The organism is Vibrio sp. Vb1574, from assembly GCF_033338675.1.
The window spans coordinates 26,956-39,019 of record NZ_JAWOTC010000026.1; the positions used below are offsets into that span (position 1 = coordinate 26,956).

The following is a 12,064-nucleotide window of genomic DNA, read 5'->3' on the forward strand; positions in this document are numbered from 1 at the left end:
TAAAGTTAGATAAAAGAGTGAGCGACGAAAGCGAAAAGTGTACCTATTGGAAACCAAGAAAACTTATGCCAATTAACAAAGTATTGCTCTAAATAATGGACTTAAGGTTGGCGTCTATTTTTACTCCACCACCTTCCGTAAACGAGCAAAAGGTGCTGAGTTACCTATATACACACCAGCCGCAACGATAAAGACGCCTAAAACATTTTCCCATTGAGCCTGCTCACCAGAAATGAACGAAATCAGTAGAGTGAATACCGGCATAATATTAAATAATGGAGACATCTTATCTGGACCAAGAACGATAGCGCCTTTCATCCAAAAGTAATAAGCAATCAAAGTTCCAAACAGGCTCATGTAAGCTATTAATGCTAGGTCTTTAAATGTTATGGCATTTAAGCTACGGCTAAAGTCGCCGTGGTACATCGCTATAGCGACCATTTGAATGGCACCAATACTTAACACCCAACGTAACTGCTGAGTTACTGGGATATGAGATGTTAAACGCTTCGCTAGAATTGTGTATAAACACCCACTAATTAAAGCAAATAACATGTATAGATCACCAATATTACTATTGCTGCTAATAGAATGAATATTTCCCCCTGTAATGACGATTACCACTCCACAAAAACTGATTAGTGCATCTAAAAGAGTTTTAACCGAAATGGAAGTTTTGAGAATAAAGCCCGACAACAAGATAGTGACAAGTGGTAGGTTTGCCTGAACAACCGCTGCGTTAACTGGGGTAGTAAATCTCATTGCAGAGAAAATAGAGAAGTTTTGGATAGTTACACCCACGGTTGCTATAACAAACAACGACAACATACTTTTTCGTGTGAGTTTGGCTCCATATGGAGAGCGTTTAGTACCTCTTATCAGTAAGAGTATTAAAGCTGCAACGGAAAATCGTAACGTCGCTGAATCCAAAGGAGAGACATCGCTATTAATAGCCTTTATTACGTTAAAGTTACTAGACCAAAAAAAGATAGCGACAACAACACCGCACCAAATTGATAAATGTTTAGACATAGATCTTCCTGATAAAAATTAACTTGACGCGATAATGCTATATATTTCATATTTGATTTTTAATCGCCAAATTTAAGAGGGTTAATCCCAAATATGGAACGTCACTCTTTGGATGATCTTTTGTTATTCGTTTCTGTTGCTCGCTATCAAAGCCTAACACAAGCATCTGAGCGTCTTAATGTCCCGTTAGCCACGCTAAGCCGGAAGTTAAAAAGGCTGGAAACAAACTTAAATTGCAGACTATTTAACCGCAGTGCACACCACTTTGCGTTAACAACTGATGGCGAAAAATATTATCAACTCTGTGAGCCGCTACTTCTTAGCTTAAATAATGTGACATCGAGAATTGCGACTGAGCGTCAGTCTTTAAGCGGAACGATCAAAATATCAGCGCCAATTAACATGACACAGATGTGGTTAAAGCGGTGCGTTTATGAATTTGCAGAGCAACATCCGAAGGTATGTATCGATTTAGATGTACAGAATGAAAAAATCAATCTTGTATCTAACCGTGTCGATGTTAGTTTTCGTCTTGGTGATCTTATTGAACAAGACTGGATTGCTCAGAAATTATGGTCGATTCCATTTGCGCTTTGTGCATCACGAAGCTATTTAGAACAACACCAACCGATTACCCATCCAGAACAACTTGTTCATCATCGCCTAATTACGGTAAACAACGACAGCCAATGGAAATTAGTTAATCAAATCACCAATGAAACATTTGATCATCCGCTAAAGTTTCAATTCACTTCAAATGATGTACTGCTAGTTAGAGACGCCGTCATCCATGGTTTAGGAATTGCGTGGATTCCAACCTATTACTTTCATGAGCTAAATCATGATCAACATAACCTGCTGCCTTTGTTGCCAGAATGGCAATGCTCGGGTAAAGAAGTATTCATTATGTATCGAGACCGCGATAAAAGGCCTGCAAGAGTTGATGCATTTATTGAACATGTCTTAAATTGGAAAAATCGCATTCAAATGTTTGCTTGAAAGAGGTTTATCACATTGTGCTGTGCCGGTAACCTCAAGTGAAGCTTCATGACTCTGCTTCAATTGAGTTCATTTATTTAACCTCTAAAAGAATCATGAATACATAGGCAGTTAATGGGATTCGAGTTTACAAGTGATTCGGTCAGCTAAAACTCAAGCTAAGTAGAAAGTATTTGCAGTTGTATTTGCCTCTGAAAATCGTTTAGAGCTTTCTCATCCGCGAGGTTCTATAAGAAATTATTAAGGATATATTTGTGTGTGATTTCGTGAAAAAAATTATTGTAGGTTTACTTTTCAGTGCTTCGTCTTTTGCTTCCTTAAGTCAATATGTTCCAGCAATGAATGATAAGAACGGTTATGTAGAACCATTTCAAATGTTTGATAATGTCTATTATGTAGGAGACAAGTGGGTCTCATCATATGCCATTGCTACAGACGACGGACTCGTTATCATTGATACGCTTGACTTCCCTTACTCTGAGTGGATACCTATCAACCTAGAGAAGCTAGGGCTAAAAGATAAGCCAATAACGCACATATTGGTAACTCATGGGCATTCTGACCACGTTGGAGGCGCCCAGTTACTTCAAGAGAAGTATGGTTCCAAAGTCGTGATGACCAAAAGCGCTCATGAACTATCTATACAGCAATCAAACAAAAGCGAAGGTGAGAACAAGTTCCTTCCTCCAAATTTAGACATAGAGATAAAAAGCGATAGCTCTATGGCTATTGGTGGACATGAGTTTAAGTTCTATCTCACACCTGGCCACACGGAAGGTGATTATTCCTTAGACTTCACTGTTGAAGATAATGGCGAACAATATCGTGCTTTTATCGTTGGTGGGCATAGCGTAAGTAGCAATGATCCAGAAGTTATTGGCCAGTTCCTGACTAGCATGGAGAAAATTAGAAAAATTTCACTACAGGCACCTATTGTGAACGTTAACCTTTCGAACCATCCACATAAAAATTTCCTTTTTGAAAATAGGAAGAAGCTCGGCACAAGCGGTAACCCGTTTATCAGTGAGGCAAACTTCTTCATGTTCCTTAAGCAACAAGAAGATTTAGCTAAGGGAAAACTAGAAGAACTATAATACCGTGGTATACGAGCAGCCTTCTTTATTAGGTTAGAGATTTGCTCTTGAGTTATAGCTAAGGCTTTAATAAGTTGCTCAATCAAGATTCGACACTGGTGGCAGCTATATTGTTTGTCGGTTCTAGTGACAAAGGCGCCGTGCGTAAGCATTCGTATTGTGTGCCTTACACATTTGCAAGGCGTTATGTGCTTTCTAGAAAAGTCTCAAAATAGAGTACAATTAGCGTTTTGACACAGCGGAAATCATCATGGCCAAAACTGTTCAGCAGCAAATCGGAAACATTGCTCTAGTCGTTGAAAATTACGACGATGCTATCGAATTCTATACTCAAAAACTTCAATTCACTCTGGTTGAAGATACCAACCTAGGTGGTGGTAAACGCTGGGTTCAAGTTTCTCCTCCAAACTCCAATGGTACAAACCTACTTTTAGCTCAAGCGAGTACACCGGAGCAAACGCATGCAGTAGGAAATCAAACAGGTGGTCGTGTTTTCCTGTTTCTGCAAACTAATGATTTTTGGCGTGACTACGAGTTGATGAAGAAAAATGGTGTTGTATTTAATGAAGAGCCTCGTGTGGAAGAATACGGGACAGTGGTGGTGTTCCAAGATCTCTATGGTAATAAATGGGACTTACTGCAACTGAACTAGAAACTACATAGCACCTGCATAGCATAGTGTTCATGAGGAGTTTCCAACAAGCCTTTAAGGCTCTGAGATATTAGTGCTAATTCAAAGGTTCTCAGAAGTTACTGTATTTCTAAATCACTTTTGTGCAAACAATAACTAGCCATCATTCCTTCTCGATGTATCAACAAGTGTTAGGGCGGCACACCAAAAACAAAAAGGCGAACCAAACGGTTCGCCTTTGTCGATTTAGAGACTACAAAAATTAATCTTCGTAGTTATCGATGCTTGGGCATGAACAGATTAGGTTACGGTCGCCGTATACGTTATCTACGCGGTTTACCGTTGGCCAGTACTTCCAAGATTTGGTCGCTTTAGACGGGAAGCAGCCAATCTCGCGAGAGTAAGGGCGGTCCCAATCTTCAGCTGAAAGATCAACTTGTGTGTGTGGCGCGTTAACAAGTGGGTTGTTATCCAGTGGCCATTCACCGTTTTTCACTTTCTCCATTTCTTCGCGGATAGCGATCATCGCATCACAGAAGCGGTCCAGCTCTTCTAGATCTTCCGATTCCGTTGGCTCAACCATTAGCGTGCCCGCTACAGGGAACGACATAGTTGGTGCGTGGAAACCGTAGTCCATTAGACGCTTCGCGATGTCTTCTTCGCTGATACCTGTTTCTTCTTTCAGCGGACGAATGTCGATAATACATTCGTGCGCTACGCGGCCATTTTTGCCACGGTAAAGAACAGGGTAGTGTTGGCGAAGTGTTTCCATCACGTAGTTTGCGTTCAGAATTGCTACTTTTGTAGCATCTGTTAGGCCAGCTTCGCCCATCATTGCGATGTAAGCCCAAGAGATAGGCAGGATAGAAGCGCTACCCATATCTGCTGCTGATACTGCGAAATCTGCGCCTTCTACACCGTCTTCAATATGCCCTGGTAAGAAAGGAGCTAGGTGAGATTTCACACCGATAGGACCCATACCCGGACCGCCACCACCGTGCGGGATGCAGAAGGTTTTGTGTAGGTTTAGGTGAGAAACGTCTGAACCGATGAAGCCTGGTGATGTTAGACCAACCTGCGCGTTCATGTTAGCGCCGTCTAGGTAAACCTGACCACCAGCGGCATGAACCATTTCACACACTTCTTTCACTTTCTCTTCGTAAACGCCGTGCGTAGAAGGGTAAGTGATCATAATGCTTGATAGGTTGTCTTTGTGTTTCTCGATTTTCGCTGCTAGGTCGTCGATGTCGATGTTGCCTTCTTCATCACACTTAACCACAACCACTTTCATTGACACCATAGATGCTGTCGCAGGGTTAGTACCGTGCGCAGAGCTTGGGATCAAACATACGTTGCGGTGACCTTCGCCACGGCTTTCGTGGTAGCGTTGAATCGCGATAAGACCTGCGTACTCACCCGATGCACCAGAGTTTGGTTGTAGTGAGAATGCGTCATAGCCAGTGATTTCACATAGCTTTTCTTTAAGGTCTTTTGCGAGTGCAGCGTAACCAGCTGCTTGTTCTGCTGGTGCGAACGGGTGGATCGAACCAAACTCAGGCCAAGTTACTGGAATCATCTCTGCTGCTGCGTTCAGCTTCATCGTACAGCTGCCCAGTGGGATCATGCCGTGCGTGAGTGAGAAGTCTTTGTTCTCTAGCTGTTTTAGGTAACGCATCATCTGTGTTTCGCTGTGGTGCGTGTTAAACACAGGGTGTGTTAGATATTCTGTTGTGCGGCGCAATGCTTCTGGAATGGCTGCAAACTCGTTGCCTGCGATTTCAGTTGATAGTGCTGCGACTTCTTCTTTCACACCGAATACTGCGAATAGGGCTTCTACATCTGCCACGGTTGTGGTTTCGTCGAAGCTCACACCTAGCTGAGTATCCAACTTACGTAGGTTGATGTCTGCGGTTAGTGCTTTCGCGTATAGGTCTTCAGTTTGTGCGCCTGTGTTGATAGTGATGGTGTCGAAGAAGCTGTTGTGAGCAAGCTCGAAGCCGCCTTTAGTTAGGCCAGCGGCTAGGATGGCTGTCATGTGGTGCGTACGACGAGCAATCGTGCGTAGACCTTCTGCGCCGTGGTAAACCGCGTAGAAAGACGCCATGTTCGCTAGCAGTGCTTGAGCAGTACAGATGTTTGATGTCGCTTTTTCACGACGGATGTGCTGTTCACGCGTTTGCATTGCCATACGCAGTGCTTGGTTACCATTGGTATCGATAGAAACACCGATAACACGACCAGGCATTGTACGCTTGTGCTTATCACGCGTTGCCATGAAAGCAGCGTGTGGACCGCCGTAACCCATCGGCACGCCAAAACGTTGTGCTGAACCGATTGCTACGTCTGCGCCCATTTCACCTGCAGGTTTAAGTAGGGTAGAAGCAAGAAGGTCCGTTGCTACAGTCACTAGTGTTTTGTTTGCTTGCGCTTTAGCGATGATGTCCGTTAGGTCACGAACTTCACCTGTTGTACTTGGGTATTGAACTAGTGCGCCGAACACGTCTTGCTCTGGTAGTGATTCTAAAGAACCAACCAAGACTTCAAAGCCGATGAATTTCGCACGAGTTTTTACCACTTCGATGGTTTGTGGGTGAACGTCGTCAGCAACGAAGAATACGTTGCTCTTGCTTTTACCCGCACGCTTACAAAGTGTCATCGCTTCTGCTGCTGCCGTTGCTTCATCGAGCAATGACGCGTTCGCGATTTCCATACCAGTAAGATCCATCACCATTTGTTGGTAGTTTAGAAGTGCTTCTAAACGACCTTGTGAGATCTCTGGTTGGTAAGGGGTGTAAGCGGTGTACCAGCCCGGGTTTTCCATCACGTTGCGTAGAATCACGTTCGGCGTGAAGGTGTTGTAGTAACCCTGACCAATGAATGTACGTTTAACTTGGTTCCGATCGGCGAACTTACGCATTGCTGCCAGCATGTCTGCTTCGCTTTTCGCTTCTGCCAAGCTCATTGGTTGCTCTAGGCGAATTTGTGCTGGTACGGTTTCGTCGATAAGCGAATCTAGGCTAACTGCGTTGATCGCTTCCAACATTTTCTGTTGGTCAGATTTGTTTGGTCCATTGTGGCGAGCAACGAACTCGTTTTGTGTGCTGAGGCTTTGAAGTAATTCAGTCATTGTCCTTTACCTACTCCTTGGTTCGGGTAACGGATTTGCGTTACTGATAAATTAAATTATACGTCCGAACCTAGAAAAAAAGCTGTTCTCTAAACAGGCTAGGGAACAGCTTTCGTCACATCCTAATTACTCTTCTTCGATAGAGTTTAGGTATTCGTCTGCGTCTTTCAGGTTATCTAGTTCAGATACATCAGACATCTTCACTTTTACGATCCAGCCACCTTCGTACGGCTCTTCGTTAATTAGCTCTGGGCTGTCTTCTAGTTCTTCATTGATTTCTACGATTTCACCAGTGATTGGTGCGTAGATGTCTGACGCTGCTTTTACAGATTCAACGAGAGAGAAGCTTTCACCTGCTTCAACTTCATCTTCTACGTCTGGTAGGTCAACGAATACCACGTCACCTAGCATTTCTTGTGCATGCTCAGAAATACCAATTGTTACTGTGCCGTCACCGTTGTCACGTACCCACTCGTGGCTATCTGCAAACTTCAGTGTTTTGTCCATTGCTTAATCTCCGAATAACTTGTCAGGAATTATTATGATTTCAAAAAAATCGTTTACTGGTATAGAGGAAAGCGACTGCAAAGTTCTTTTACTTCTTTGCGAACGCGTTTTTCAACTTCTGCGTCACCTTCAGGGTTGTTCACTAAACCGTCCAGTACGTCACCAATCCAATTACCGATGAGTTTGAATTCTTCAGCGCCAAAGCCGCGGCTTGTACCCGCAGGCGTTCCTAAACGGATGCCCGATGTAATCATAGGCTTCTCCGTATCGAATGGGATGCCATTTTTGTTACATGTGATCCCAGCACGCTCTAGAGCTTCTTCTGCTTTATTGCCTTTCAACCCTTTCGGACGAAGGTCAACCAGCATTAGGTGCGTGTCTGTGCCACCAGTTACGATGTCGCAACCGCGAGTTTGCAATACTTCCGCTAGGACTTTTGCGTTATTGATCACCGAATCAATATAAGTTTTAAATTCAGGGCCAAGCGCTTCACCAAATGCGACCGCTTTGGCTGCGATAACGTGCATCAGTGGGCCACCTTGTAGGCCAGGGAATACGGCTGAGTTGATTTTCTTAATGATGTCTTCGTGGTTAGTAAGAATCATACCGCCGCGAGGGCCACGCAATGTTTTGTGTGTTGTAGTCGTAACAACGTGTGCGTGTGGCAGTGGGCTAGGGTGTGCGCCTGTTGCGATAAGACCAGCGATGTGCGCCATGTCGACCATAAGAATTGCATTTACTTCGTCTGCGATTTCACGGAATTTTGCAAAGTCGATAGTACGTGGAATAGCGCTACCACCTGCGATGATCATTTTAGGTTGGTGCTCAAGTGCAAGCTCACGAACATCTTCGTAGTTAATTTCTAGTGTTTCGCGATCAACACCGTATTGAACTGCATTAAACCATTTACCAGAAAGTGCAGGGCGTGCGCCGTGCGTCAGGTGACCACCTGCGTCTAAAGACATACCAAGAATGGTGTCACCAGGTTGAAGCAGTGCCAGCTTTACTGCGCCGTTTGCTTGTGCGCCTGAGTGTGGTTGAACGTTTGCGTATTCACAATTGAAAAGTTTTTTTGCGCGTTCGATAGCAATGGCTTCCACTGTATCTACGTGCTCACAACCACCATAGTAACGGCGACCTGGGTAACCTTCAGCGTATTTGTTTGTTAGGCATGTGCCTTGAGCTTGCATTACCGCTTTAGAAACAATGTTTTCAGAAGCGATAAGTTCGATTTGTTCGTTTTGGCGAGCGGATTCCGCTTGAATTCCAGCAAAGACAGCATCATCTGTCGCAGAGAGGTTGGTAGAGAAAAAGTTTTCCAAGCTGTGGTTAGGGTAACTCTTATTCATGGTAGTTGACCTTCCAAATCTGAAAATGAACCCGCAATAGATGAGTTATGATTTGCGGTTGTGGTTCATTTGTCCTCAAAAACAGCTGAACTGCGTAGCAGAACAGAGTGAACATCCGGCCCTAAATTTGGGCAAAAAACTCCGTTGGATTGCGTGTTTCCTTTACCAATCTCTTACGGAAATATGCATCTCTACATCTAACAAGTTGGTAACATAGCGCCTGTGGCGGGAACAATCAACCGAAAATTTCCTATAGGAAACAAGATTTCAAAATTTGTTAACAAGAGCACGCTTTAATTCACTTGGTGGACTTCTATCCACTATGTGCTTCATGCACAATGCGAGTAAGACAAAAAATATGGATATCTATAGAGGGATTTATGGCAGAAAGTATTTACGATGAATACCCATCGATGACGTTGGCAAAAGAGCAACATGACCAAAATATCGAGCCGTTAAAACTGGGCCAGCGTATTAAGGATATCCGCTCGAAACTTGGTATCACATTAGAAGAAGCGAGTCAGCGAACCGGGCTTGCTCGATCTACACTGAGCAAAATAGAAAATGAGCAGATCTCCCCGACGTTTCAAGCGATGCAAAAATTGGCACTAGGCTTACAAATTGACATGCCACAACTCTTTGAACCACCTAGAAAAAAGGTAGCGACAGGGCGCAGGGATGTTACCAAGAAGAATGAAGGTAAACCACACCCAACACAAACTTATGAACATGAACTGCTCGCTACTCAACTTTCCAATAAGAAAATGATGCCGTTTAAGAGCCAAATTCGAGCTCGTAGTTTTGATGAATATAAAGACTGGGTTCGTCATGACGGCGAAGAATTTTTACTTATCTTATCTGGTGAGGTCATGTTCTATTCTGAGTTTTACGAACCTGTTGTTTTAAGCGAGGGAGACAGCGTTTATTACGATGCAAATATGGGACATATGTTGACCAGTGTTAGCGAGGAAGATGCGCTCATTTTGTGGGTGACAGCCAAATAGTGATAAATACTTGTAAATTTCCTATAGTGAAAGCAAACGATTGCTGTTGGTGGTCGTTATGATGAAAAAGCGCTTTTTTGATGAGAACTTGCTCATTAAAGCGCTTTTTTTGTACGATTTGTTGTGATTAAAATGTTAAGAGTCACACTTTTGCAAGTCGATCTACGTCTTGTTCGTGCAAAATAGAATGAGCCATGTTTATTATTGGAAACACATCGAATGCCGATAGCATTCTCGGGTCTATCTAAATGGAGACGAAAATGACTCAAGAACTACTGAAAACACCACTACACGCACTTCACGTTGAAGTTGGTGCCAAAATGGTCCCGTTCGCGGGTTACGATATGCCTGTTCAGTATCCTCTAGGCGTAAAGAAGGAACACTTACATACTCGTGATGCGGCAGGTCTGTTTGATGTTTCTCACATGGGACAGCTTCGCCTAATTGGTGACGGTGCAGCTGCGTTCCTAGAAACATTAGTCCCAGTGGATATTGTGGATCTTGAGTCTGGTAAACAGCGTTACGCTTTTTTCACTAATGAAGAGGGCGGCATCATGGACGACTTGATGGTGGCTAACCTAGGCGATCATCTGTTTGTGGTTGTGAACGCAGCATGTAAAGCACAAGATATCGCACACCTACAAGCGCATTTACCATCTGGTGTTGAGCTAGAAATTATCGAAGACCGAGCTCTACTTGCAATCCAAGGCCCTAAAGCGGCGGCTGTATTGGCGCGTTTTGCACCAGAAGTTTCTGAAATGCTGTTCATGGATATTTGTAAAGTCGATGTTTTAGGCGCCGAGTGCATTGTTTCTCGTAGTGGTTATACAGGCGAAGACGGTTACGAAATCTCGGTTCCTGCTGACAAAGCGGAAGAGCTAGCACGTAAACTGACTGCGGAAGATGAAGTTGAATGGATTGGCCTTGGTGCTCGTGATTCACTTCGTCTTGAGTGTGGCCTTTGTCTATACGGTCATGACCTAGACACAGCAACAACACCTGTTGAAGCGAGCTTGCTATGGGGTATCCAAAAAGTTCGTCGTATTGGTGGTGAACGTGAAGGTGGTTTCCCTGGCGCAGACATTATTCTTAAGCAGATTGAGACTAAAGATGTGGCGCGTAAGCGTGTGGGTCTAGTAGGTCAAACCAAAGCGCCAGTGCGTGAAGGTGTTGAACTGTTTGATGCTGACGGCGTTAAAATTGGCGTTGTAACCAGCGGTACGGCGGGTCCGAATGCAGGTAAGCCAGTCTCAATGGGTTATGTTCGTGCGGATTTGGCGGCGATTGGTACTGAAGTGTTCGCTGAAGTGCGTGGTAAAATGCTACCAATGACAGTTGAAAAAATGCCGTTCGTACCACAACGTTACTACCGTGGTTAAAACGAATTGAAACAAAAATGCCGAGCTTTGTAGCTCGGCATTTTTTATGTCTTCTTTTCGCTTGTTTACTTTTAGTTTACTGCTTCATCAATAGTACAGCACATATCAATAACGATATCTTCAAGCTTTTCCGGATGAATCATCTCTTCTTTTGGGATCCCAAATTGAGAGGCCATAATGGTATTAAACAATTCCCAATGCTTGATCAGCAGTTTTTCGCGATTATCTGCAATATCCGGCCATGTTTCTTGCATCATTGGCGCGAGACTGACAGCACCATGTGCGAAGATCAACATTTGCCACTTTGATTCCCACTGATCAAATTGTGCATTAGGGTTTTCGCTGTTGTACTGCTCGAAAATTCCGGTAAATATCGCAGCGAACTCATCTTTTGACTTTAAGAAATACTGCAGCAGAGCACCATCATCGCCTTGTCGAATGGCATCGGCGATCATCTGTACTGGGTGAGGATTGACGAGAGCAAATGCTAGCATGCGAACCATAAACAGATAAATTTTTCTATTCGAAGGTGTGTTCTCCGGCATTTCATTGATGAGTTCAGCCATATAGCACTGCATGAACTCGTCCATTGCATCGCTAACCGCTTGCCAGATTTTCTCTTTGCTGCCGAAGTGGTGACGGATCAAACTATGTGAAACACCAGCCTTTTCACTGATATTGCGCAGCGAGACACGCTCGTAACCAAGTTCACAAAACATATCTGCTGCCACCTTAAGGATCAGACACTTAGTTTGTTCTGCTGCTTCAGCACTTCTACGCCCCTGCTTTCTTTCATTCATAGTTCGAATTTTCCCGAATATTAATCACGCGCTTACTTTTACCAGAAACCGAACGCTTTGACTAATTAATTTGCTATCCACCTGGAAAATATGTTGATCAATTTCAAATTCTGCTTATACTGCACGGCTGTGTAATATATAA

Annotated in this window: 10 protein-coding genes; 5 read left to right on the top strand and 5 right to left on the bottom strand. The window is 43.7% G+C overall.

From position 1 onward, the window contains the following. Positions 1 to 120: 120 nt before the first annotated feature. Positions 121 to 1,032 carry a DMT family transporter gene (locus R7O12_RS15765; protein WP_318103896.1) on the bottom strand — a complete coding sequence of 304 codons (912 nt, stop codon included), beginning with the start codon at positions 1,030 to 1,032 and terminating at the stop codon, positions 121 to 123. Between the two features lie 93 nt (positions 1,033 to 1,125). Here R7O12_RS15765 and R7O12_RS15770 point away from each other — a divergent pair, with 93 nt between their 5' ends. From R7O12_RS15770 to R7O12_RS15780, 3 genes are all read left to right on the top strand, one after another. Continuing rightward, on the top strand, positions 1,126 to 2,031 hold the full coding sequence (locus tag R7O12_RS15770; RefSeq protein ID WP_115386627.1) for a LysR family transcriptional regulator: 906 nt from the start codon (positions 1,126 to 1,128) through the stop codon (positions 2,029 to 2,031). A 266-nt stretch (positions 2,032 to 2,297) separates the two neighbouring features. Next, positions 2,298 to 3,125 carry an MBL fold metallo-hydrolase gene (locus tag R7O12_RS15775; protein ID WP_225452537.1) on the top strand — a complete coding sequence of 276 codons (828 nt, stop codon included), beginning with the start codon at positions 2,298 to 2,300 and terminating at the stop codon, positions 3,123 to 3,125. Between the two features lie 250 nt (positions 3,126 to 3,375). After that, a complete protein-coding gene (locus tag R7O12_RS15780) occupies positions 3,376 to 3,777 on the top strand; it encodes a VOC family protein (RefSeq protein ID WP_005388788.1) in 402 nt (133 codons plus the stop codon). A 241-nt stretch (positions 3,778 to 4,018) separates the two neighbouring features. On the opposite strand, the gene gcvP is transcribed toward R7O12_RS15780, so the two are convergent. The 3 genes from gcvP to R7O12_RS15795 all read right to left on the bottom strand — a co-directional run bounded on the left by gcvP (position 4,019) and on the right by R7O12_RS15795 (position 8,739). Continuing rightward, positions 4,019 to 6,883, bottom strand: a complete 2,865-nt coding sequence (gene gcvP / locus R7O12_RS15785; RefSeq protein WP_318103893.1) for an aminomethyl-transferring glycine dehydrogenase — start codon at positions 6,881 to 6,883, stop codon at positions 4,019 to 4,021. 126 nt (positions 6,884 to 7,009) lie between these two features. Continuing rightward, a complete protein-coding gene (gene gcvH, locus R7O12_RS15790; protein ID WP_005376432.1) occupies positions 7,010 to 7,390 on the bottom strand; it encodes a glycine cleavage system protein GcvH in 381 nt (126 codons plus the stop codon). Between the two features lie 53 nt (positions 7,391 to 7,443). Continuing rightward, complete coding sequence (locus tag R7O12_RS15795; RefSeq protein ID WP_005376430.1) at positions 7,444 to 8,739, bottom strand: serine hydroxymethyltransferase; 1,296 nt, start codon at positions 8,737 to 8,739, stop codon at positions 7,444 to 7,446. 380 nt (positions 8,740 to 9,119) lie between these two features. On the opposite strand from R7O12_RS15795, the gene R7O12_RS15800 reads away from it, so the two are divergent. Together R7O12_RS15800 and gcvT are read left to right on the top strand one after the other, a co-directional pair. Next, positions 9,120 to 9,743 (top strand): helix-turn-helix domain-containing protein, encoded by a 624-nt coding sequence (locus tag R7O12_RS15800; protein ID WP_005376429.1) that lies wholly within the window; start codon positions 9,120 to 9,122, stop codon positions 9,741 to 9,743. A gap of 260 nt (positions 9,744 to 10,003) precedes the next feature. Further along, entirely contained in the window at positions 10,004 to 11,122 is a 1,119-nt protein-coding gene (gene gcvT, locus R7O12_RS15805; protein WP_005376426.1) for a glycine cleavage system aminomethyltransferase GcvT, read from the top strand. A 71-nt stretch (positions 11,123 to 11,193) separates the two neighbouring features. On the opposite strand, the gene vdeR is transcribed toward gcvT, so the two are convergent. Beyond that, positions 11,194 to 11,922: an efflux transporter transcriptional repressor VdeR gene (gene vdeR, locus R7O12_RS15810; RefSeq protein ID WP_005376423.1), complete on the bottom strand. Its 729-nt coding sequence runs from the start codon at positions 11,920 to 11,922 to the stop codon at positions 11,194 to 11,196. Positions 11,923 to 12,064: the final 142 nt, after the last annotated feature.

Excerpts from the sequence above, each read along its gene's own strand:
- R7O12_RS15765 (WP_318103896.1), bottom strand. The coding sequence starts at position 1,032 with ATGTCTAAACATTTATCAATTTGGTGCGGTGTTGTTGTCGCTATCTTT.
- R7O12_RS15770 (WP_115386627.1), top strand. The coding sequence starts at position 1,126 with ATGGAACGTCACTCTTTGGATGATCTTTTGTTATTCGTTTCTGTTGCT.
- R7O12_RS15780 (WP_005388788.1), top strand. The coding sequence starts at position 3,376 with ATGGCCAAAACTGTTCAGCAGCAAATCGGAAACATTGCTCTAGTCGTT.
- gcvP (WP_318103893.1), bottom strand. The coding sequence starts at position 6,883 with ATGACTGAATTACTTCAAAGCCTCAGCACACAAAACGAGTTCGTTGCT.
- gcvH (WP_005376432.1), bottom strand. The coding sequence starts at position 7,390 with ATGGACAAAACACTGAAGTTTGCAGATAGCCACGAGTGGGTACGTGAC.
- R7O12_RS15795 (WP_005376430.1), bottom strand. The coding sequence starts at position 8,739 with ATGAATAAGAGTTACCCTAACCACAGCTTGGAAAACTTTTTCTCTACC.
- R7O12_RS15800 (WP_005376429.1), top strand. The coding sequence starts at position 9,120 with ATGGCAGAAAGTATTTACGATGAATACCCATCGATGACGTTGGCAAAA.
- gcvT (WP_005376426.1), top strand. The coding sequence starts at position 10,004 with ATGACTCAAGAACTACTGAAAACACCACTACACGCACTTCACGTTGAA.
- vdeR (WP_005376423.1), bottom strand. The coding sequence starts at position 11,922 with ATGAATGAAAGAAAGCAGGGGCGTAGAAGTGCTGAAGCAGCAGAACAA.